Genomic DNA, 22,533 nt, shown 5'->3' with positions numbered 1-22,533 from the left:
CGAGGGGTCTGTCAGAACAAGTAAATATATTTGGAGGTTTTCATGGGATATGAAACAATCTTATACGACAAGGAAGGACAGGTTGCATACATAACGCTAAACAGACCGAATAAACTCAATTCTGTCTCTCCCGATCTGGTTATCGATTGGACCAAAGCCATCACCGAGGCCGAAGAAGATGACGACGTAAAGGTGATCGTTTTCAGAGGAGCCGGCAGATGTTTTAGCGCAGGCGCTCCGCTCGACAAGGTGGGCTTCGTGTATGGCATGCAAGAGCCCAAGCCCGGAGAAAAGCCGCCCAAGGTGCCGCAGCGGGTAAAGTTGAAATTCGACAGAAACCTCTTCTACGATTTTCACCGTCGGATCCTGTATTGCAAGAAGCTTACCATAGCCCAGTTGCACGAATACTGCCTCGGAGTGGCTTTTACTCTCGTCATGCACTGCGACCTGCTCATCGCGAGTGAGGATTGCAAGATGGGCCATGTGGAGGAAAGACTGGGCCTCGGAGGGATGACCATCTCCCCGATTATGGTGCTCCGCTGTGGGCTCACAAGGGCCATGGACCTTTGTCTCACTGGCAAAATGATCACGGGGAAGCAAGCGGCAGAGTACAATCTCATCAACCGGGCGGTGCCCAAAGAGACACTCGAGCAGGAGGTCCGCGATCTTGCCAATGGTCTTGCCCTCTACCCCAAAGACGGAATCGCATTCGGCAAAGTAACGAGAGAGATGATGTACACGACGATGGGTGTGGACAGGGGTCTCATGGACCATTACGTGATGCACAGCTTCCAGACAAACAGGGTCTACGACCCCGGAGAATTCAACTTCTTCAAGCAGAGGAAAGATAAGGGTGTAAGAGACGCGGCACACGACAAGCACGACTACTTCAAGGCGCTTGATAAATAGGGAGGCATGAGCACGGAGGTATTTGAAAAAGTGCGAAGCCGTGATCGTGAGTCAAGCTCGTGACTAAAAAAAGGAGGAAGGGTTATGGATGCAGCGTATTTGTTCGCGCAGAATTTTAGAAAGGTTGCCTACGAAAATCTGCCGCCGGAGATTGTGGAGATCACCAAGAAGGAAGTGCTTGATACTCTGGCCGTGGCCGTGGCAGGCACCGGGCAGCCGGGGCCGCGAGAGCTTCTTGAATTGGTACGGGAATGGGGTGGAAAGAAAGAGGCCTCCGTTGTCGGTTGCAAACAGAGGGTACCCGCGCCGAACGCTGCACAGGTTAATGCCACCCTGGTGCACACGAGGGACTATGACGATGTTCATGAAATGGCCGTCATGCATCCCGGAGTCGTGACCGTGCCCGTCGCCCTGGCAATGGCCGAATTGAAAGGCGGTCTTAGCGGCAAAGAACTGATCGCCGCCATTGCTTTAGGCGTGGATATGATTTGCAGGCTGGGCCTCGCTACGCGGCCCGGTGTAAGCCCTATAAAGACGGGCTGGCATTTTACCACACTGTACGGTTATCCCACTGCGGCTCTCACTGCGGGGAAAGTCCTTGGACTTGACGAAGAGCAGATGGTCAATGCCTTCGGCATAGCCTATCATCAGTGTGCAGGAAACGGACAGTGCGTGACCGACGGGGCGCTGACCAAAAGGATGGGTCCGGGATTCTCCGCAAGGGGAGGCGTGACCGCTGCGCTGCTTGCTCAAAAGGGTGTGACCGGCGCTAAAAACTCTCTCGAGGGGGAGAACGGTCTGTACAGGGTATATCACCACGGCGAATACGACCGAGGCATACTGACCCGTGATCTGGGGTCCTATTTCGAAGGCATTAACCTCTCCATAAAACCCTATCCGTGCTGCAGAGGAATACACCCGTCGATAGACGCGGCACTCGCCCTCAAATCGAAATACAGTATTGACCCCAAGAAAGTCAAAGAAATAACGATCGCAACGGGAGAGGCGAATTATACCCTTCTCTGCACGCCCTTCGATGCGAAAGTGAAACCGAGAAATCCGGTCGATGCCCAGTTCAGTATCCCCTGGGGTATTGCCACTGTGATTGCCAAGGGGCAGGTGGCCATGAAGGACTACACGCCTGAAGAGATTAAGAACCCCATCATCCTGGAGCTCACCGGTAAGTTGAAGGCTGAAATAGATCACAGCCTGGACAACGCCAGGGGCATTGAACCTGCCCGCGTGAAGGTTGTGATGGACAACGGCGATACCTTTGTCGAACAGGTCCAGCTCGCCCTCGGAACGCCGAGCAGACCCATGTCTTTCGACGATTGTGTGAAAAAATTTGAAGACATTGTTTCCTTCGCAGGAAAATGGATGAAGAAGGACCGTATGAACAAGGCAATTGATCTCACTGCGAAGCTTGAGAAGGTGGAAAACGTGACTGAGCTCATGGCTCTTTTCACGTGAATCGAGTAGCGGAGGATAAACCGGATCGTGCACGTAAGGTCACTCACGATCTTTGCACGATCCATGTGCTGTCTCACACATAGCGCTATTGCAGTACTAAACGACTCGGGAGTGGAAATGATTTATAACGGCCGCTCATGTGGAGGCGTGTTAAGAGTGCTAAAATCGGCCATGTCGGGAGGTGTCCTGTGAAGGCTCTTGTGGTCGGGGGCACCGGTCCTACCGGGCCACTCATCGTAGAAGGGCTGCACAAAAGAGGGTATGCCGTCACCATACTCCATACGGGAAAACACGAGGTGGAGTTCCAGTTCCCGGTGAAACACTTGCATGGCCCGATTCACTTCCTCGATGCTCTGAGCGGAATCCTTGAAAGAGAGACTTTTGATCTTGTTGTCGGCATGTACGGACGGCTGCGATACGTGGCACAGGCTATTACGGGAAAAACGCCTCGCTTCATAGCAGCGGGGGGCATGCCCTATGAGACCTTCGTTTCCGGCAACGACGATGGTGCACCGGTTCCCGTGCCCGTGAGGGAAGACGCTCCACTGTTTCGCGACAAAAAGAAAAACAATTTTACCTATCTCATGACCGTGAGTGAAGAGACGGTCATGAAGGCCCACTCCGAGGGTAAGTACACGGCGACCATCCTGCGTTTTCCCATGATCTATGGTCCGCGTCAGGTCGCCCCCAGAGAGTGGTGCGTCCTGCGGCGCATCCTGGACGGGCGAAGCCGTCTCATCGTCCCCGATGGGGGGCTCAAGCTCGAACGCAGGGGATATATAGAGAACGTGGCCCATGCAGTCTTCCTCACGGTCGACAAGCCATCGGAGTCCTCAGGCCGGATTTATAACGTGGGAGATGATGCGCTCTTCAGCCTGAGAGATTGGATTGAGCTCATTGCAGCACATTTTGACTATCGGCTGGAGATGATAAACATGCCCTTCGAGATTGCCCGTCCCAGCCGTCCTTACGCAGGGCGATATTTTCACTGGGTCCCTGATATCGAGAGGATCAAAGACGAACTGGGTTATACGGATCAGGTCTCACCCGAAGAGGGACTCAAGCGCACATTGGCGTGGTACATGGAGAATAGACCTGGAAAGGGCGGTGAGCTTGAGATCGCCCTCGGTGACGCATTTGACTATGACCTGGAGGATCGGTTGATCACCCGGTACGAACGGCTCGTGGCAGAGTTAAGACAGGATTTTCCTTCGACCTATCGGTTCCAGCATGCCTACGATCATCCGAAAGAGCGCGAGGAATCGACGAAGCCCGATTTGGCGAGGCACGGCAAGAGGGAAGCGAGGAAGAAAACATGAAATCGCTTTTGATGGGAGAGACCCGCTGGAACCAAAGACAGAACCGCCCCATCGCATGGGCGCAAAGCGCAGGATACCTGCCTCTCACTGGGGTTGCTTCCACTATGTGCCGATGCCAGCGTGGAAGTTACGATCTCGCCACCCGTAATTTTATTGACATCTCGTCCCGCACTGATATAATAACCTATCGTGATATTAACCTTTCGTTACTATGCGGGTTGCCGGGCACGAAGAATATGAAGAACCCTGACAGGCAGTTAGCGAAAAGCTCCCACATCGACAAGGCTTTAGACGAGCTTCATTCCATGTACTTCTCGCGTCTCATGGCCCTCTCGGATATCGTTAACCGGTACGTGGATATAGCGCTCAAGGATGAGGTCAATTGGCTGAGATTGAGGGCGCTCGTGGTGCTCACGGGCCTCGGAAAGGGTGCGATCAACTCGAGCGAACTGGCCAAGAACCTGTTAAGGCCGAATCAGAATATCACGAGGATTGTCGATGATTTGGAGCGGGATGGATTAGTTGCCAAAGTTCGAGACCGGGGGGATAGGAGGGTAATCACCGTCAGGATCACGAGGACCGGCCTCGACTACATCAGCCAGTCACTCGACAGGATAGCCACGGCTGAAAAGGAATTGCGCTTCTGTCTTAATAGAAGAGAATTGGGATCTATCGCAACCATGCTTCCGAAGGTTAGGCGTCATCTGGCAGGTCTTTTATCGGACGGCCCCAACCGCTTGAGGACCCATGCGGGTGCCTCAGGTGAAAGAAAGAAACATGGGAATGCTGTGAAGAGACGGCCCGGACAAGACGCAAAGATAAGCCCGTCGTCGAAGAGAAGGGTTTCAGGTTGATACCAAAGTTTTCTTACGATTCGGGAGGAACATAATGTTAGCCCAAGTATCGCTTACTCCAACGGAATCAAAAAAGCTCATCGGCAAAGCGGTGGCCGTGATGGAGCCGGTAAAAAGCGCGCGTAAACGAGGCCTCGTCGTGATGCATCCGAGCAGCAGCACCTATTTTGTGGTGGAGGCCATCACCGGAGATGCGCCGCCAACGAACGTCTGGCTCTGCGGGGCCATCGTGCCTAAAGGAGCGTGCGGGGAGATAGGCATCCACATGGGTGGGCATTCTCTGTTTGATCCCTCGCGTGCTTCAGACGGGCCTGAGAGGAAGCGTGGAGCGGGCAACTTCCCGTTCTCCTGGGTCTTAAGAAAAGGCGCATGGGCTAAGCAGGAAACCTTGGGTGAACTCCTTGAGCAGATGGGGCCTGAGGATGTGTACATAAAGGGTGTGAACGCCCTCGACGCCTCAGGTAACGTGGGCGTGCTCTGGGGAAATGATATCGAAGGGGGCAGCGCCGCCCTGGTTATGAAGATGCAACGCAAAAGAGGTTTTAAAGTGGTGTATCCCACGGGTTTGGAAAAACTCATACCGGGGTCAATACAAGTGGCTGCGAAGAATGCAAAAAAATTCCAGTACGACTATGCTATGGGGGTTTCCTGCGGACTACTGCCCGTAAAGGGTGAAGTGCTTACGGAACTGAAAGCGATTGAGCTACTATCCGGTGCACAGGCAACGGTGATATCTGCGGGCGGTGTGGGAGGCGCGGAAGGCGCCGTGACCATGGTAATAAAAGGAGAAGAGCGCGCGGTGCGCAAAGCGGTGGAACATATAGAGGATTCAAAAGGGGCTAAGCTTCCCGCGGTACGTCTGGCAAACTGCGCGGACTGTCCGAATCCGCTTACGATCTGTACGTTCAGGCTTAGTGGCAAACCGTGGGTTCAATGGTGATCACGTTTGATAAGAGACTGAGGGAATGCCCGGCCGGTTCTTTGGATAAACGATAAGGCAGGTCGGAAGAACATATGATAGCACAAATCAATTTGACGCCGACAGAATCCAAGAAGCTCATGGCCAAGGCCATCGCTCAGATGGATCTGGCAAAGCATGCGTTAGCGCATGGCATGGTGGTCATCCATCCGAGCAGCAGCACCTATTTCCTCGCCGAGGAACTTTCAGGCAAGAATCCGAGATACGACAACTGGGTATGTGGAAGCATCATACCCAAAGGCCTTTGCGTAGAGATGGGTATCATGTCGAGCGCTCCGGCCCGGGATGAGAATAAGGCGCTTGACCCCGGAGGCTTCCCGTTTCAGGTAGTCATCAAGGGTGGGGAAGTTTCCACAGGTCAGCCGCTTGCGAGCCTCCTTGAACAGATGGGACCTGACGACCTGTATGTAAAAGGGGTGAACGCCCTCGATATGGACCGAAATGTAGGGGTGTTGATAGGCCACCATTCAGGCGGGGGAACAATTGGAAAGGTGCTTGCCGCTCACAGAAAGAAGTCTTTCAACATAATCTATGTGGCTGGTCTGGAGAAGCTGATACCCACACCCGTTGATGAGGCCTCAAAGGTGCTGAGAAGACGTGATATCGAATATGCCATGGGCATGGTCGTGGGCATGGTTCCTATCAAAGGAGGGACCGTAATCAGCGAGCCGGAGGCGTTCAAAATCCTGGCCGGCTGCACTGCCATACCGGTAGCAGGAGGCGGAATCGGCGGGGCAGAGGGTTCTGTAACGTTGATTCTGGAAGGCGACACAGAGTCGGTGAAAAAGGCCGTCGGTTATGCGGAACAGTCAAAGGGGGCGAGATTGCCCCAATTTCGCGGCCGTAGCTGTACGGGCTGTCCCAATGCCGACTGCCAGTTTCCGGTTGGAGCAAAACCGTGGGACTTGTAAGACGATAACGGAGGGTACTTTTGACGGCGTACGCCGTCATTCAAACGAATCGGAAGGAGGATTGTTATGAAAACGAGAGGACTCATAGGCGTGGTAGTGGTGTTGGCAGCGGCCGCACTTATCCTGTGTGCCGTGCCGTCTGCGGTTAGGGCCCAGCAGGCTCGTCCGATTGAGCTTACGTTCGGTTCGCCCTATGCAGCCGAGATGCCTGTTTCACAGCCGAATAAGGACTGGATGGAGAAGATGGAAAAAGACACAGGTGGACGGGTACACTTTAAGACGTTCTGGGGTGGAACTGTTATCGATGCGGCGGAGGGTCACACGGAACTTGCCCAGGGCGCCGCTGATGTGGGCGAAATATCGGTCATCTTCGCGAGGAGCGGATACTACATAGCCAAGGGCACGTTTCTGTTCAATTACGGCGCCCCCAATCAGCAGGTTGTGAGGCGTGCTGCGGAGCAGGTGCGGGCAAAGTTCCCTCAAATCGAGGCTGAATACAAGGGGCTCAAGCCCATGGCGTGGAGCGCGAATGCGGCAACCCATCTTATCACCCGGAAGCCTGTCCGGAAACTCTCGGACCTCAAGGGTATGAGAATACGGCCGCTCGGTGATTTTTCCAAGGTTTTCGCCGCACTGGGCGCCGAGGTGGTGCAGATGCCTGGAGCGGATTTGTATGTGGCCTTGCAGAAGGGCATAATTGACGGGGCCATGATGCCTGGTGTCGCATACGATAGCTTCCATCTCGATGAGGTGGCAAAGTACATTACCATGCTCAACGTGTATCAATCCTACACCGCTCAGAGGGCCATGAACCAGGCCAGCTTGAATAAACTGCCACCTGACATCAAGAAGATATTCGAAGGGAGTATTGACTGGTGGGGCGCCGATGCGGACCGCATTCTGAACAAGATCAGCGATGACGGTCTCCAGATCGCCAAGAAAGGAGGTGTTGAATTCATAAACCTCTCCAAGGAGGATATGCAAAAGTTCAATGACGCGGTAAAGGTTGAGGCCCTTAAGTCTGCGCAGGACCTGGATGCAAAAGGTCTGCCCGGGACACAGATATTCAATGAAACACGGCGCCTGATTGAGGCCGCCAGTAAATAGGAAAAACCGGAGAGACCGGCAGGGGATGGACTTGAGCGCATGAAGCGACAGGCCTTCCCGCCGGTCTTACGCAAGATGGAAGATTGGATAAGACAAAACCATTTGGGTGTAGAGAGGTGTGTCATATGGGTGCGTTAGAGAGAATCCAAAAGGTCATTAACAGGATTGGGGCACTGACGTCTGGTCTTGGAATTGTTCTTCTGGCATCGGTTGGAGTCGTACTCGTTACAGGCGTCGTGATGCGGGTCCTTGGCAAAGCGCTTTCGGGCGCTTTCGATCTCGTCCAAATTCTTATCGTGGGCGCGGTCGCTTTTGCCTTTGTGGACTGTGAACTCAGAAACAGGCATGCGAGGGCTGAAGTCGTGGTCGAGCGGTTAAAGCCAAAACTTCGGGCCTGGTTTGAAAGTCTCACAACGCTCTGTGCGCTTTTCTACTGGGTTGTCGTGTTTCTGGCGGGTGCGCAGCTTGCGTTAATGAAATACGCCGAACACGAAGAGACAGACATGCTTAAGGTCCCCATCGCTCCGTTCAGGGGAGCCTGGCTCTTCGGACTCGCCCTGCTATGCGTTGTCGTCTTCATCAAATTGATAAATCACGTCAAGAGAGGGGTGTCGAAATGAGTCCGGAGGTCATTGGGTTATTAGCGTTTGTCGTCCTCTTCGCGCTCCTCGCCATGGGCATGCAGATCGGCGTGGCAATGGGTTTCATCGGTTTTATCGGCATGTGTATCCTGTATCCTATTCCAGGTGCCATTGTAAAGATAGCGGTGACCCCTTTTGAGATCGCCTCCAACTATAACTTCGCCGTCATGCCCCTATTCATCTTCATGGCCCAGATCACCCTTGTCTGCGGGTTCGGGGCCGATCTGTACCGGGTTGCAGCAAAATGGCTCGGCCATCACCGGGGAGGCCTCGCCATTGCAAGCATCGGTGCGGCAACCGGTTTTGCGGCCTGCAGCGGGTCGAGCCTCGCCACTGCCGCCACGGTGACGGTTGTGGCCCTGCCTGAGATGAAGAAGTACAACTACGATATGGGACTCGCATCCGGGGCACTGGCGGCAGGCGGTACCATCGGCAGTCTTATCCCACCGGCCGGCACCCTGATTGTATATGCGATCCTTACAGGGGTTTCCATCGGTCAGCTCTTTGCGGCAAGTCTCATCCCGGCGGCGCTTACCGTTCTCGCATACGTGCTAGTTGTGCATGTCCTTTGCAGGATGAAGCCCAAGCTCGGCCCTCCGATACCGAAAGTGCCTTTGATGGAAAGGATCGCGTCATTAAAGGACTGCTGGGAACTGCTTCTGTTACTCATATTCGTCATAGGGGGCATGATCATCGGCTGGTTCACGCCTACGGAGGCCGCAGCGATTGGGGCCGCCGGTGCAACGCTACTCGCCGCCGCGAGAAGACGCCTTACCTGGGAGGCCTTTGTCAGAGCGGCAAAAGATACCATGACCACATCCGGCATGATTTACGTGATACTCATCGGGGCCATCGTATTCAATGGTTTTTGCGCGAAGACGCTCATCCCCATGGCTGCCGCAGACTGGATAGCTGGTCTGAAAGTAGCCCCCTGGCTCGTTATTATGGCCATGATGTTGATCTATTTTCTCATGGGAATGGTCATGGAAGCGCCCTCAATCCAGATCCTCACCCTGCCGGTCTTTTATCCCATAGTGGTTAACGCACTGGGGTACCACCCGGTTTGGTTCGGGGTAGTTCAGGTTCGTATGCTGGAGATCACAAGTATCACGCCGCCACTTGGCATGGTTGCCTATGTGATCGCCGGCATAGACAAAGATCTGACCCTGTACACGGTGTTCAGGGGTGTTATGCCTTTTCTTCTCATGGAGATTGTCACACTGCCCTTGTTCCTGTTCGTTATGCCCATTACCATGTGGCTTCCGAGCCTTTTGCGTTAAGGCATGATTATGAGGGTCAGCGGTGCTTAAGCTTAAGCGATTGATGCGGGCAGCAAGAGTGTTGAAGCCAGAGCTGAAAAAAGTTTGTGCGACGCGTAGAGATCCGAAATCATGTCTTACGGAACTGCTGCAAAAGACAATTTGGCCATGGCCAATTCTCGATAAGGATATTGCATCATGAATGAACCTCGATTAACAAAAAGGAATGAACCTCTCAAGGCAGATATGGTGGTCATCGGCGGCGGCGGCGCCGGTCTCTCAGCGGCAGTCTCCGCAACCGAGAGAGGGGCCAGTGTGATCGTTCTCGAGAAGAGGGGTGCTCCGGGGGGCAACACGGCTCTCGCCTCCGGCTTATTCGCCGCTGAGAGCCCTGCGCAAAAAAGGGCCATGATCGATGCATCGAGAGATGGACTCTTTCAGACCATCATGGACTGGACCCACTGGAAAACCAATCCCCGGATTGTGCGGGCCATGATAGACCGTTCCGGTGAGACCATTGAATGGCTCGAAGGACTTGGGTGCAGCTTCGCCGTCATGCCCTTCTATCCCAATCACGCCCCGGCAACTATGCACATACCCTCACGTCGCGCCGCGGTCACCGACGCACTTGTCAAGTACTGTAACGACCTCGGCGTAAAGATACTGACGCGCACCGAGGCAAAGAAGATCCTCACCGGAAAAAGGGGCGAAGTGAAGGGTATCCTGGCCACGATAAGAGGTCGGGATGTGAGCATCACCACAAATCGGATAATTATCTCCACGGGAGGGTACGGGGGCAACAAGGAACTCATCAAGAAATACTGTGCGTACTACCATGACAGTATGGGTCTTATCGGACTGCCTAACATGGGTGACGGTTTACGCCTTGCGACCGAGGCGGGCGCGGCAACAGAGGGGCTTGGCATGATCCAGATGGAAGGACCCTGCACCCCGAGGTCCGTACGCCTTATGATTGATATGCCCGATTCCGGTAAGCTGCCCGTGATGCTCGGCCAGATTGCTCTGGAGCCGCAAACCGTCTGGGTAAACAAGAGGGGAGTCCGGTTCATCGATGAAACCGCTGGTACGAGCCATTTTACAACCTCCAACGGCGTAGCGCGACAGCCCGAAGCGATCTGTTTTTCGCTTCTTGACAGCAGTATGGTGCGGGGGATTAGCGAAAAGGGTATTATCCTGGGCAGGGGACCTATGGGGCCGTTACTCGGAAGCAAGCTTCCTGGATTAGAACGGGAGCTTAAAGCTCAGGCAGAGCATGGCACCCTGTTCTTCGAACAGGTCGATCCTGAGAGTTGCAATGGCTGTGGCCTCTGCATCGATGCCTGTCCCATGTATCTCACGGGCCTCGATACTAAGGTGACCGACAGAAATGAATGTCCACCGTGCAGGGTGGCGTGCCCGGCAGGTGTCGATATGCGAAGCTATGTGTACCTCATGAAGTCGGGTAAGATTCGCGAAGCATACGAGGTGTTGAGAGAGTCCCTACCTCTCCCTGCCATAACCGGTCGTATTTGTCCTCATCCCTGTGAGTCGGAATGCGCGCGCAAAGAGGTTGATGAAGCCGTGAATATTAATTCGCTGGAGCGCTTCGTAGCCGATCAATGGCTTGAGGAAAAGGCAGAACCAATAGCGCGTATGCATGACGCCCGGGTAGCGATAATAGGTTCCGGCCCCGCAGGGCTTTCGTGCGCTTACTTTCTTACGAAGATGGGTTATGCCGTGACGGTATTTGAGTCCATGCGCGAACTCGGCGGGATGTTGCGGACGGCCATACCGGAATACAGATTGCCCCGGGATGTGCTTGACGCCCAGCTCGCATATATCCGTGATATGGGCGTTGAATTCAAGACAAACGTGACCGTAGGCAGGGACATAGCGTTTAAAGAACTCCAAAAGGACTATCAGGCTATTTTCGTGGCTATGGGAAGCCAGCTCAGTAGAAGAATCGAGTTGCAAGAAATGGCCCACGAGAACGTTCTCTGGGGCCTCGATTTTTTGCGTGATATTAACCTGAAAAAAGGTTCCCGAGTCAAGGACAATGTGGTAGTCATTGGCGGCGGCAACGTGGCGATAGATGTGGCCTTGACTGCGTTCAGAGTCGGCGCAAGACAGATTACGGTTGCCTGCCTCGAACAGAGGGATTCCATGCCGGCCTTCGAAGATGAAGTGCGAGAAGCACTGCGCGAGGGCATCCATCTTCAGGCGGGGTGGGGGCCTGGAAAGATTCTTTTGGACGGCAACGATGTGGCCGGCATCGAGCTCATACGATGCACAAGTGTTCTCGACGAGCAGGGAAAATTCAACCCGGTTCTTGATGAATCGACCGTTATGAAGATTGACGCAGACACGATTATCCTCGCCGTTGGGCAGGCAACAGACCTTTCAACCCTCCCGCATGATATGGCGACCTCCGATGGCCTGATCAAAGTCGATCCTTCGACCCTCGAAACAAATATTCCGGGGATCTTTGCCGGAGGAGAGATAACCTCCGGTCCATCGATGGTTATCGAGGCTATCGCAGCCGGAAGAAAGGCCTCCGTCTCCATAGACCGCTATCTTAAAGGGCAGGATTTGAAGGACGACAGCACGGTTCGCACGGGACGGGTCGAAAAGCCCCCTAAAGAAGGCATACCAACGCTACCGAGGCAGAATGCTCCTGTGTCCGGCGCCCAGGCGAGAAAGGCCGATTTTTCGGAAATTAAAACCGGATTTGACGAAGACATGGCTTATTTCGAGTCCCGGCGATGCATGACCTGCGGAAGCAGGGCGCTTCTCAACCCTGTGGAAGAGTGCCGGCTTTGCCAGGCCTGCGAACGAATCTGTCCGCAGAAGGCGCTCTCCATCCTGCCCGGGAAAATCGTGGAGCCTCTGGTAAAGATAGCCGATTCGTGGGATGGGATAGCGGCCTGGATAGGACTCGATGCGAGAACGCTCAAGCGTACCATCGACGACTACAACAGTGCCTGCGACGCGGGTCATGATCCGACTTTTGCAAAAGACAGAAGGTATTTGATCCCACTTGCTACCCCGCCCTTCTACGCAATCCAATGCGGGGCCGACTACCTCGATACCATAGGCGGTATCAAAATCAACGAACGTATGGAGGTTCTCAACAAAGAGGATGACCCTATCCCTGGCCTTTTTGCCGCCGGCATCGATACGGGCGGATGGGAGGGAGACACCTATTGCGCAAAACTCGCCGGGACAACCTTCGCTTTTGCCATTAATTCTGGCCGCATAGCCGGAGAGAATGCGGTCTTATCGCTACCCGGCAAAAAGAAGAAATGACGGCAAACGTACATATGATACGATGCTCAAGATAACCCTGTCTGGAGCCGGATTATTATTTCAGTATGATGCACATCATGGTCAGTCCTATGGCCGGTTTAGTAGGATCATTTGTCTCTACTGTTGCTCGTCAGGGGATTGCGAGGCATTGCGCAAGCTAAAGAGTTAGGAGGATTCATGGATGCGCTGAATCGTCTTGAAGAGGTGGTGAAGAGTCTTAAACGAAACCGGTTCGATGCGGTACTCGTTGAGAACGCAGATGAGGCCACACAGAAGATACTCGAAATAGTGCCTGTAAACGCTTCGGTGGGTGTGGCGAACTCGGTGACCATTCGTCAGCTTGGTGTGGTAAAGCGCTTGCAGGAGAGAGGAACCACGGTCCTCGATCCGGTGGCGCCGTCATACGGTCTCGCCGAGTTCAAAGAGGAGCTCATCATGCCCACGCTTCTCAAGGCTACTCTTGGCTCCGACGTGTTCATATCGGGCACCAATGCGCTTACCCGGGACGGCAAACTTGTCAACATCGACGGCCTTGGAAATCGAGTCACGGGCATAGTCTTTGGGGCGCGTACGTCCGTTGTGGTAGTTGGACGGAACAAGTTGGTGTTAAACGTCGAAGAAGCGCTCGATCGTATCAGAAACACGATTACGCCCACACTCACGAAGAGGAGGAATCTCCCTCTCCCTTGTGCAAAAGCGGGTAAATGCATGGACTGCAGTATGCCCGAGAGGGCGTGCAACGTTACCGTCATCGTGGAGAAAAAACCTCCCCTCACGGACATGAAGGTAATCGTGGTCAATGACGACCTGGGGCTTGGGTGGGACCCTGGGGCACCGCCTCACGAGATTGACAGAATACGGGCCAAGTATGAAGAGTTCGATTGGCCTTACGTGCCGGCATGGCAGGAATTCAAAGCCAAAAGGGGTAAAAAGTAGCGCAATAAATGGTAAAGGTCAAACATGGAAGAGAGCAAATATAGTAAATACGTGGTGAGTGAGCCTAAACCTCATCCCAAGGTGCAACCTGAGCTTGCCCACCATACGAAACGGCGCGATAAAGGGTACCTCGAAGGCTGGATGAGGCCGGCGGAAGGCCAGTTTCTGCCAACAGAGGCGCTCGGCGACTGCCGGATACGCTGCGTGATCGCACGGCAACTGGGTCTCCCTGATCCACAGCCCTTCCTCGATGCGCACACCCATGGCGCCGATGAAATCATCATGTTTCTGTCTACGACCCCTGACGGTACCCTCGGCGCGGATGTAGATATACAAATGGGGGAAGAGGGTGAACATCACAAATTCAACAAGACGACCGTGGTGTACGCGCCCAAAGGGCTTTTACATGGTCCGATCTGGTATAGCAATTTCGAGGAAGGAAGGGTTTTCTATCTCATCACGATCATGCTCCAGGCAGAATATGATTAGCAAGGAGGGCCCCATGACACTGGAAGACAAGAAGAATGTAGTACTCGCTTTTTTCAAAACCGCGTTTGAGGACAAAGAACCTGAGAAGGCGATCGAGCTGTACGTAGGTGATTATTACCGACAGCACAACCCTGGAGTTCCTGACGGTAAGGAATCGTTTGCCGCATACGTGAAGATGCGCTCGGCGAAAAATCCGGGTCGAAAGATCCTTCTCAAGCGCATAATCGCTGAGGGTGACCTGGTTATGCTCCACTCTCACAACATTTTCGCACCGGGTGACGAGGGCCACGCGCAAGCCCCTTTTGGCGTTGCCTCCATAAATATCTTCCGGTTGGAAAACGGGAAGGTCGTAGAACACTGGGACGTGAGGGAGCCGGTGCCGGGAAGTGCCGTTCATGCCAATACCATGTTTTAGAGGCGTATGAGCGCGCGAAAGGTGTATCTATTGCGCTATCGGCAAAGACAATAATGCTTGCACCCTTAAAGGCAGGTCGGGCATATAAAGAAGGGAGAAGATGATGAGGTTTCAAAAACTTCTTGAACCGTTTCATATTGGAAAAGTGCAGACGCGGAACCGGATAATTAAGACCGCCGCCGGCACAAGTTTCTGGGTCCCCGGAGAGCGCCGTGTCTCAGACAAAGCTCTGGCTTATTATGAGGCTGTTGCCAAAGGCGGCGCCGGCCTCATCATGATGGAGTCACCTATAGTAGAATATCCCTTCGATGAACCGGGAGATGTGCGCATGCGCATTGACGACGACAGGTTCATTCCGCAGTTGAGTGAACTAGTCGGGGTCATCCACAAACACGGTTGCCCCACATTTGTTCAATTCTATCATCGCGGTCCCTGGAACCAGCCGTACGCAAAGATGCGGCCCCGTTACGCAGCCTCCGCAGTGAAGCCACCCGTGTCCGAGTTCGATTTTCCGGTTGAGGGAGAGCCCCGGGAGCTGACCGTGGCCGAGATAGCGGAACTCGTACAACTTTTTGCGGAGTATTCGGAACGGGCGAGGCAGGCAGGCTTCGATGGGGTAGAACTCAACGCCGGGGGCGACCACCTGTTTTCCACGTTTTTGTCCCGCCGTAATAACAAGCGAACCGATGCCTACGGTTATGCAAGTATTGAGCAGAGAAGCCGTTTTCTCATAGAGATGATCAAGGCGATAAAATTGAGGTCAGGTCAGGATTTCCCCGTCAGCATTCTTATCAACGCCGTTGAGGGAGGCGCTGGAGATGAGGGCATGACCTTTGAGGAGAGTAAGGCCATTGCCGTGACCCTAGAAAGGGCCGGAGCAGATGCGCTCCATGTGCGATCCCACTGGTTCGGTCACCACCTCGGCTCTTATAACCAGGACAACCTTTTTTATCCTGAACCTTTCATCCCGCTTGCTTCATTCCCCGCGGGGCCTGACTGGAGTCACCAGGGCAAGGGTGTTAATGTCCCCGGCGCTGAGATCATCAAGAAAGTAGTCAACATTCCGGTCATCACGGTGAGTGGGATAGAACCGATGCTTGGCGAAGAGATCTTAAGAAATGGGAAGGCTGACTTTATCGGCATGTGCAGACCGCTCTTTGCAGACCCCGAGCTTCCCAATAAACTGGCGGCCGGTAGGGTTGAAGATATCGCACCATGTACCCGCTGCAGTACCTGTCAGAAAATGAACGGGCTTCCCAAAGAGTGCAGGGTCAACGCGGCGCTCGGCACCACCGACTATGAGATCGGCAGGGCAGCGACACCTAAGAAAGTGCTTGTGGTCGGCGGCGGACCGGCGGGTATGGAGGCGGCGCGGGTGGCTGCCTTGAGGGGACACGAGGTTACTCTTATAGAGAAGATGCACACACTGGGAGGCTCCCTACCCATAGCGGCCCTGGTTAAAGGCATGGACATCGAAAATCTGCCTAATCTCATTGCCTATCTCAAAAGACAAATCCGAAACGCAGGCGTCAACGTGGTAACGGGCCGGCAGTTCGATCCTTCCATGATCGATCGGTTCAAGCCTGATGTGGCGATAATAGCCGTGGGAGGCGTACCGTCTGTTCCAAAGATAGCCGGCATAGAGGGGCGTAATGTGGTCAAGAGTTCCGAACTCCATAACACCCTCAAGATCTTCTTGAGGTTCTTAAGCCCTGCAAGGCTCAGATGGCTCACCAGGTTTTGGATGCCCGTGGGGAAAAATGTAGCGATCATAGGAGGGAAGATAGCGGCCTGTCAGCTGGCCGAGTTTCTCGTGAAGCGGGGAAGAAAAGTGACCGTAGTCGATAACGGAGAGACGCTTGGAGAGGGCCTGGTTCCTGAGCGAAAAAATCGCCTGTTTTCATGGTTCAAGAAGAAAGGAGTCTTAGTGTATCCGGGTGCGGTCTGTGACTCGATCTCGGACAAGGGGTTGACCATCACCACACAGGGAGGAGAAAAACTTACCATTGCCGCGGACACCATAATTCCGGCTATAGCCCTGTCAACGAATCACAGTCTGGTTGAGGCACTCGGGAGCAGGGTGGCAGAAGTCTATGCCATTGGAGACTGTGAGAAATCAGGGCTCATACCCGATGCGGTCGCTGATGGATGGAAAATAGCAAAAGGCTTGTGAGTCTTGGCTGAAGACGTCATTTTATACGCAAGAAGCATCCCGTTTTGCGCGTCCGGCATGAGACATGGATGCTTAGAGGGCTCTGTACCACGCCGGACGCGGGATCAAAGGGTCAGCTTTTTTTGTGTTAGTATGATTTAAATCATGGTCAGTCTTGTGAACGGTTTAGTAGGATCATTTCTGCATGCGACTCGCGGGTTTTTGTTCTTTGCCGGTGGTTTCCATCTTTGGAGCGCAATACATTGCTCATAATTTCAGTGTCTGTCATGGAAAGTGGGGTTGATGAGGGGTGGCTTACTTAGTATACGAGCGAGTTGGGATCGTGATCACGTCGTTGTTACCCTGCGGTTCGCACTTAAGACGGGCGTTAATTCAGGTCTTTTCCGCACAGCACGACAGAACCTCTGTCAGAAACATAGTGAGAGAACAACCAGAAAATTGGGGTGGAGGAGCGTAAACATGATGAAGAATACCTGGACCATAGCACCGCTTATCCTTGGAACGGCGGTCAGAGACAAATCACAGACCCTTCTTTACCGGGATTATGGCGTTCCGCTTGCCGGTGCACTTCTTGCCTGGCTTCTCGTGAATGGCGATGAGAGAGTGCTCGTTGATGCCGGTGCATTCGGTCGCGTGGAGAGGCCTGAGGTGGCAAACCGTTATGACCAGACGCCCGAACAGCGGATGGAGCCCCAGCTCAAGCGGTTCAACACGTCTTGTGATCAGATACGGCTCGTGATCAATACCCATCTGCATCTGGATCACGCGGGAGGAAACGACTATTTTCCAAAGGCCACCTTCGTGGTCCAGAAGAAGGAGATGGAATACGCACAGAACCCGCTGCCAATTCACAGAGGGGCCTATGACGTGGATTTCTCAAATATGACTTTCGAGTATGCGGACGGCGATGCTGAGATCCTTCCGGGTATCAGGGTAGTATTTACTCCGGGGCACTCCCCCGGAGGCCAATCGGTGCTTGTCGACACGGAAAAGGGCCTCCACATCATAGCCGGCGATACGATAACCCATTTTATCAACATGGAGGTTCCCCCGGGTACTTCCTTCTGGCCAAACGGGATATATGTGGACTTGAGGGATTGCTACTGGAGCCTCGATCGTTTAAGAGACCTCGGGGGTTTTATTCTTCCCGGGCACGATACACTCGTCATGAAAAAGGAGCTTTATCCGTAAGCTGAAGAAGTGAAGGGAAACGAGAAACCCTACAACAGATAGTACCGGACGGCGCTGTGGGAGCATCTCTTAAGGTTCTTCGGGAAAGAAGTCTCCGAAAGTAGCCGTTCCGGAAAAACGAACAGGGAGGTAAGGGGAATGAAGAAAATAGGGAATGGTATCCTCTTGTTGGTTGCGATGTTTCTTGTCGTGGCCGGGTTTTCAGCCAACGCCGTGGCGCAGCAGAATAAGGTCATCGAAATAACCTACGGCACGCCCTACCCGGTTGATCACATGTTCAGTATCACCGATAGGAAGTGGATGGATAAAATCGAGAAGGAGACGGATGGACGGATAAAATTCAAACCGTATTGGGGCGGGGCAGTAATCGGCGGCCGCGACGCTGCACAGGAGTTGGTCCAGGGGGCAGTTGACATGGCCTTTGTCAACCCCACGACCTCGAAGAGCGGTTTTCCCATTACCAAGGCGAGCTTCATCTTCATGTACGGTGTAAAGAACCTCGAGGTGGGCGCCAAGGTCTGGAAGGAGCTTATGGTCAAGTTCCCCGAGATTGAGCAAGACTATAAGGGAATGAAGGTACTCTGCTGGGCCGGTAATATGAACCAGCTTCTTCTGAGAAAGCCGGTACGTAAGACCGAAGACCTGAGAGGCATGAGGATAATGGCATTCGGTGACGTTACGCTCGCGCTTAAGGAGTTAGGGGTAGAAGGCATGTCCTTGACTGGTTCTGAAATCTACGTTTCGCTGCAAAAAGGTATCTTAGACGGCGTCTTTATGCCGTCTGAGGCACTCGATTCCCTGAAGCTGGGCGAGGTTGCAAAATACGCTCTCATGATCAATTTTTACCGTTCCCGCACCGGCATGAGGATGATGAACCTCAATAAGTATAACAGCCTGCCTGCCGACATCAGGAAGATAATAGACAAGAATATAGATTTCTATGGCGATGAGACAGAAGCCGTGTTCAACCAGAGAGAAGCGAGCGGTATGGGCACGAACACGCACGGCGTCGAATTCATACGTCTCTCCAATGAAGATCTGGCCAAGTTCTATGCCCCGATTAAGGCGATGGCAGCCCAGAGGGCCAAGGAACTTGATGCGATGGGCCTACCCGGCACCAAGATACTCAACGAGGCGCAGCGTTTGATCCAGCTTTACAACAAGTAACGACGGACACGCGCTAGAGCGTGCCAAAGCAAACTGAGCAAAAATAAGGGGCGCCTGTCACGGCGCCCCTTTACCTCAACCGACAGGAAGGTAAAAATAGATTAGCGTGAACGAGGAGGAGATTAGCTATGGGTAACACAATAAATTTTCAGAAGCTCCTTGAGCCGGGTTACTTCGGCAAGGTTAAGACGAGGAATCGAATCATAAAAACGGCTGCGGGCACGCATTACTCAAATAGAGACCATATGCGCATGAGCCCGGAAACGCTGGCCTATTACGAGGGTCTCGCGAAAGGGGGCGTCGGTCTTATTATAGTGGAGAGTCCGTCCGTCCATTTGCCCGAAGCCGGACCCAGACACCGCCTCGACGATGACATATATATTGAGGGGTACAAGGGCCTCACCACCGTTATCCATAAGCACGGCTGTCCGGCGTTTATCCAGCTCTATCACGGCGGGCCTATGGGTGGCAAGGGGGCGGAGGGTCTGGTGGCCGCCACCGCGATGACTCTCGAGTCCGAGACCGACCTGCATAACGAAATGCCGCACGAGCTTACTATCGAAGAGATAGAAATGTTTATAGACAAATTTGCGAGCGCCGCAGTAAGGGCGGCCAAGGCCGGATTCGACGGTGTCGAGATAAACGCGGGAAGCAGCCACCTGTTTCACAGCTTCATCTCTCCCTTCTGGAACAGGCGTACGGATATCTACGGAGGTAGCATCGAGAACAGGGCAAGGTTCCTCGTGCAGACGATAAGAGAGGTTAAGAAGCGCCTGGGAGACGACTTTCCTGTGGGCTTCATTATCAACGGCATAGAGATAGGCATGGCCGCAGGTATCGATAACAGCAGGATGCTTACGCCCGAACTAAGCCTGGCCACCGCAAAACTCGTGCAGGAGGCGGGCGCAAATATAGTCCATGTAAGGAGCGAATGGACAGGAGCCCATCAGGTGGGATGGCTTCCCGAACTTCGCTTTTTTCCCGAGGCTCCCTTCCCCACAGACACGTTTCCCAAAGAGTACTACTGGCAGGACAGGGGCGCCGGCCCCAACAGGATGTTGGCCGCAACCTTTAAAAAGAACCTCTCCATGGCCGTTATGACCGTAGGCAAGATCAGCCCCGAGTTGGGCGAGATGATGCTTAAGGAGGGCATGTGCGACTTCATAGGCATGACCCGTCCGCTCAACGCGGACCCTGAGCTTCCCCGCAAGATTGCCGAGGGGAGCTTGAGCGATGTTCGGCCCTGCACCCGATGCAACACGTGCACAGGCGTTGCCGACCACAACGTGCTGCGCCGCTGCAGGATAAATGCCGCCATGGGCACGCCGCAATTCGAGGTTGAAAAGGCGGCGCAGAAAAGAAATGTTCTCGTTGTCGGTGGTGGTCCGGCGGGCATGGAAGCGGCCAGGGTGGCGGCGTTAAGGGGCCACAACGTCACGCTTTACGAGAAAGCATCGAAGCTCGGTGGCCTGCTGCCCCTCGCGTCCATGGTGAAAGGACTTGAGATCGAAGATCTGCCCGCCATTACGCGATATTTCGCTCACCAGTTTGACAATCTGGGTGTTAAGGTCAACCTCGGCAAGGAAGTCACCACTGAGATCGTCAAAGAGTTGAAACCCGACGCTGTGGTTGTGGCAGGCGGAGGTCTTCCGAACGAGATGAACATCCCCGGAAACAAGGCACGCAATGTGGTAAGTAGCCCCGCTCTGCACCGCATGCTGAAATTCTACCTGAAGTTCTTGGACCCCAAGACTCTGCGGTTACTGACAAAGCTCTGGATGCCGCTCGGCAAAAACGTGGTGGTTATGGGTGGCCCCCTCCATGGCGTCGAGCTGGCCGAATTCCTGGTAAAGCGAGGCAGGAAGGTTACCATTGTGGAAACGTCCGAGACGTTAGGGGAAGGCATACCCCCGATTATCAAGCCGTATGTTTTGCAATGGCTGCGAAAGAAAGGCGTTACCATGATAACCGGGGCCACCTATGACGGGATAGAGGGCAAGTACCTGACGATAACGACAAAAGACGGGAAGAAACAACGCCTCGTGGCCGACACGTTCGTGCCTGCTCTGCCCCTGAAGCAGAACACAGGATTAGTCGAGGCCTTGAAGAAGACGGGCGTCAAGGTGATTCCCATCGGAGACTGCGACAATCCTGGACTGATAGTGGACGCAATCGCCGCCGGCTGGAAGGTTGGTAACACAATTTAGCTTTGAACAGGGGATGGTGTTCCTGATCCAGTTCTACTTTCCAGGAATCGGCCATCTCATGCACGGCGTCGATGCTCTTTTCTTCTATAGCCACTGCGGCCACGCCGCTCTTTCCGAGGAGCAGATTCGTGAAATCGATTCTGGATCAGCCCCTGTTTACCATCAATGGAAGCGGCGGCAGATTTAGCATTCGAAAAAAATGCGGAGAATTCACGTCTCTAATCATCGAATCCGGAGTTCTTGAATAGAGTCCAGTTTACTTTCTTTCTCTGCTCTTCGGTCAAATACTCCGGAAGGACCTTCTGTGTGTTCACGGCAGCCTGATGAATCCGAAACATGATCCATGGACGTCTCGTATTGACGATCCTGTAAAATCCATGAGGCAAGCCAGTCGGAAGACATATAGCCGATGTCCGGTTGATCACGTGTTTTTCCATTTCGGGACCGAGCGATATCTCGACTTCTCCGCCCAGGTCGAACGGATTTTCGGGATCCGTACCAATGAGAAAGAGAATTTCAGGTTCCTTGTGCATGTGCGGTGGATGGCCTATATCCGTCTCGTGATGCTGCCTTTCGGGCGTTACCCAGTGCACAAAGTACGTGTTGCTTCCCGGGAATTCTTTTTGTGTAAGCACCTGAATCCATCCCTGGCCTTCCGGAAACGTGCTGTCTTCTGCGTTAATGATGTATTTCCCATACAGTGAATCGGCCATCTTCTCCCTCCTGCATTTTTTGCTCGACACTTATAATGTACGTTTTGATGTACACATTATGCACAGACGGAATCTGCAGTGCTCTTTGCCCTCACCCCTTCAACGCCTCCACACATTTTGAAAGCAGATACTAAGAAGTATCTAGCATATCTACGAAATTCTACTAAAGAACGAAGGTTACAGATATGATTTGAGTCATAATCGGTTCAAGAATTCTGATTAATTCCAGTACCCTAAGCAAATAGGATAAGTAAGGTAAAACGCTCTCGAAAAAGATATGCAAACAGTGATCTTCCAATGTCATATTACAACTCGTTGTTCAAAGTATGCAGATCTGTTGTTACTGTAACTTTGCCTTTGACACAGCGTCACTAGGGTAAACCGTGAAACGATACTCCGTGCTGGTCATTCACCTTCGTTGGCTTCCGCCCTTTGCTCCACCGGGGTAATTTAGCAACGGCGCACCGGCTTCTGCTCTTTTAATACG

At 53.4% G+C, this 22,533-nt stretch carries 18 protein-coding genes; 17 read left to right on the top strand and 1 reads right to left on the bottom strand.

Annotation, left to right across the window (positions count from 1 at the left end; translation table 11 throughout):
- Positions 1-42 precede the first annotated feature (42 nt).
- From VMT62_16365 to VMT62_16285, 17 genes are all read left to right on the top strand, one after another.
- Entirely contained in the window at positions 43-909 is an 867-nt protein-coding gene (locus tag VMT62_16365; protein HVN98005.1) for an enoyl-CoA hydratase/isomerase family protein, read from the top strand.
- 84 nt (positions 910-993) lie between these two features.
- Positions 994-2,379, top strand: a complete 1,386-nt coding sequence (locus VMT62_16360) for an MmgE/PrpD family protein (protein HVN98004.1) — start codon at positions 994-996, stop codon at positions 2,377-2,379.
- A gap of 188 nt (positions 2,380-2,567) precedes the next feature.
- Positions 2,568-3,698: an NAD-dependent epimerase/dehydratase family protein gene (locus tag VMT62_16355; protein HVN98003.1), complete on the top strand. Its 1,131-nt coding sequence runs from the start codon at positions 2,568-2,570 to the stop codon at positions 3,696-3,698.
- Entirely contained in the window at positions 3,695-4,552 is an 858-nt protein-coding gene (locus VMT62_16350) for a MarR family transcriptional regulator (protein ID HVN98002.1), read from the top strand. Before VMT62_16355 ends, VMT62_16350 begins: the two co-directional genes overlap by 4 nt.
- A 34-nt stretch (positions 4,553-4,586) precedes the next feature.
- A complete protein-coding gene (locus VMT62_16345; GenBank protein HVN98001.1) occupies positions 4,587-5,492 on the top strand; it encodes a hypothetical protein in 906 nt (301 codons plus the stop codon).
- 74 nt (positions 5,493-5,566) lie between these two features.
- Positions 5,567-6,442: a hypothetical protein gene (locus tag VMT62_16340; protein HVN98000.1), complete on the top strand. Its 876-nt coding sequence runs from the start codon at positions 5,567-5,569 to the stop codon at positions 6,440-6,442.
- Between the two features lie 66 nt (positions 6,443-6,508).
- Positions 6,509-7,549: a TRAP transporter substrate-binding protein DctP gene (dctP, locus tag VMT62_16335; GenBank protein HVN97999.1), complete on the top strand. Its 1,041-nt coding sequence runs from the start codon at positions 6,509-6,511 to the stop codon at positions 7,547-7,549.
- Between the two features lie 125 nt (positions 7,550-7,674).
- Complete coding sequence (locus tag VMT62_16330; protein HVN97998.1) at positions 7,675-8,169, top strand: TRAP transporter small permease; 495 nt, start codon at positions 7,675-7,677, stop codon at positions 8,167-8,169.
- Positions 8,166-9,470: a TRAP transporter large permease gene (locus VMT62_16325; GenBank protein HVN97997.1), complete on the top strand. Its 1,305-nt coding sequence runs from the start codon at positions 8,166-8,168 to the stop codon at positions 9,468-9,470. Before VMT62_16330 ends, VMT62_16325 begins: the two co-directional genes overlap by 4 nt.
- A 177-nt stretch (positions 9,471-9,647) precedes the next feature.
- Positions 9,648-12,755: an FAD-dependent oxidoreductase gene (locus VMT62_16320; GenBank protein ID HVN97996.1), complete on the top strand. Its 3,108-nt coding sequence runs from the start codon at positions 9,648-9,650 to the stop codon at positions 12,753-12,755.
- Positions 12,756-12,932: 177 nt separating this feature from the next.
- Positions 12,933-13,691 carry a lactate utilization protein gene (locus VMT62_16315; GenBank protein HVN97995.1) on the top strand — a complete coding sequence of 253 codons (759 nt, stop codon included), beginning with the start codon at positions 12,933-12,935 and terminating at the stop codon, positions 13,689-13,691.
- Positions 13,692-13,715: 24 nt separating this feature from the next.
- Complete coding sequence (locus tag VMT62_16310) at positions 13,716-14,180, top strand: hypothetical protein (GenBank protein HVN97994.1); 465 nt, start codon at positions 13,716-13,718, stop codon at positions 14,178-14,180.
- 13 nt (positions 14,181-14,193) lie between these two features.
- The gene (locus tag VMT62_16305; protein HVN97993.1) at positions 14,194-14,595 is read left to right on the top strand and encodes an ester cyclase; all 402 of its coding nucleotides are present in this window, start codon (positions 14,194-14,196) and stop codon (positions 14,593-14,595) included.
- Between the two features lie 100 nt (positions 14,596-14,695).
- Entirely contained in the window at positions 14,696-16,768 is a 2,073-nt protein-coding gene (locus tag VMT62_16300; protein ID HVN97992.1) for an FAD-dependent oxidoreductase, read from the top strand.
- A 459-nt stretch (positions 16,769-17,227) separates the two neighbouring features.
- Entirely contained in the window at positions 17,228-17,959 is a 732-nt protein-coding gene (locus VMT62_16295; GenBank protein HVN97991.1) for an N-acyl homoserine lactonase family protein, read from the top strand.
- A 138-nt stretch (positions 17,960-18,097) separates the two neighbouring features.
- On the top strand, positions 18,098-19,126 hold the full coding sequence (gene dctP, locus VMT62_16290) for a TRAP transporter substrate-binding protein DctP (GenBank protein HVN97990.1): 1,029 nt from the start codon (positions 18,098-18,100) through the stop codon (positions 19,124-19,126).
- Between the two features lie 128 nt (positions 19,127-19,254).
- Positions 19,255-21,333, top strand: a complete 2,079-nt coding sequence (locus VMT62_16285) for an FAD-dependent oxidoreductase (GenBank protein HVN97989.1) — start codon at positions 19,255-19,257, stop codon at positions 21,331-21,333.
- Positions 21,334-21,551: 218 nt separating this feature from the next.
- Here VMT62_16285 and VMT62_16280 read toward each other — a convergent pair whose 3' ends face one another.
- A complete protein-coding gene (locus VMT62_16280; GenBank protein HVN97988.1) occupies positions 21,552-22,046 on the bottom strand; it encodes a hypothetical protein in 495 nt (164 codons plus the stop codon).
- Positions 22,047-22,533 lie beyond the last annotated feature (487 nt).

Source organism: Syntrophorhabdaceae bacterium (assembly GCA_035541755.1).
Lineage (GTDB): Bacteria > Desulfobacterota > Syntrophorhabdia > Syntrophorhabdales > Syntrophorhabdaceae > PNOF01.
Note: the sequence above shows the minus strand (reverse complement) of the source record. Positions and strands in the feature narration are given on the sequence as shown.

Coding starts and splice junctions, on each gene's coding strand:
- VMT62_16365 (HVN98005.1), top strand. CDS start 43: ATGGGATATGAAACAATCTTATACGACAAGGAAGGACAGGTTGCATAC.
- VMT62_16360 (HVN98004.1), top strand. CDS start 994: ATGGATGCAGCGTATTTGTTCGCGCAGAATTTTAGAAAGGTTGCCTAC.
- VMT62_16350 (HVN98002.1), top strand. CDS start 3,695: ATGAAATCGCTTTTGATGGGAGAGACCCGCTGGAACCAAAGACAGAAC.
- VMT62_16345 (HVN98001.1), top strand. CDS start 4,587: ATGTTAGCCCAAGTATCGCTTACTCCAACGGAATCAAAAAAGCTCATC.
- VMT62_16340 (HVN98000.1), top strand. CDS start 5,567: ATGATAGCACAAATCAATTTGACGCCGACAGAATCCAAGAAGCTCATG.
- dctP (HVN97999.1), top strand. CDS start 6,509: ATGAAAACGAGAGGACTCATAGGCGTGGTAGTGGTGTTGGCAGCGGCC.
- VMT62_16330 (HVN97998.1), top strand. CDS start 7,675: ATGGGTGCGTTAGAGAGAATCCAAAAGGTCATTAACAGGATTGGGGCA.
- VMT62_16325 (HVN97997.1), top strand. CDS start 8,166: ATGAGTCCGGAGGTCATTGGGTTATTAGCGTTTGTCGTCCTCTTCGCG.
- VMT62_16320 (HVN97996.1), top strand. CDS start 9,648: ATGAATGAACCTCGATTAACAAAAAGGAATGAACCTCTCAAGGCAGAT.
- VMT62_16315 (HVN97995.1), top strand. CDS start 12,933: ATGGATGCGCTGAATCGTCTTGAAGAGGTGGTGAAGAGTCTTAAACGA.
- VMT62_16310 (HVN97994.1), top strand. CDS start 13,716: ATGGAAGAGAGCAAATATAGTAAATACGTGGTGAGTGAGCCTAAACCT.
- VMT62_16305 (HVN97993.1), top strand. CDS start 14,194: ATGACACTGGAAGACAAGAAGAATGTAGTACTCGCTTTTTTCAAAACC.
- VMT62_16300 (HVN97992.1), top strand. CDS start 14,696: ATGATGAGGTTTCAAAAACTTCTTGAACCGTTTCATATTGGAAAAGTG.
- VMT62_16295 (HVN97991.1), top strand. CDS start 17,228: ATGATGAAGAATACCTGGACCATAGCACCGCTTATCCTTGGAACGGCG.
- dctP (HVN97990.1), top strand. CDS start 18,098: ATGAAGAAAATAGGGAATGGTATCCTCTTGTTGGTTGCGATGTTTCTT.
- VMT62_16285 (HVN97989.1), top strand. CDS start 19,255: ATGGGTAACACAATAAATTTTCAGAAGCTCCTTGAGCCGGGTTACTTC.
- VMT62_16280 (HVN97988.1), bottom strand. CDS start 22,046: ATGGCCGATTCACTGTATGGGAAATACATCATTAACGCAGAAGACAGC.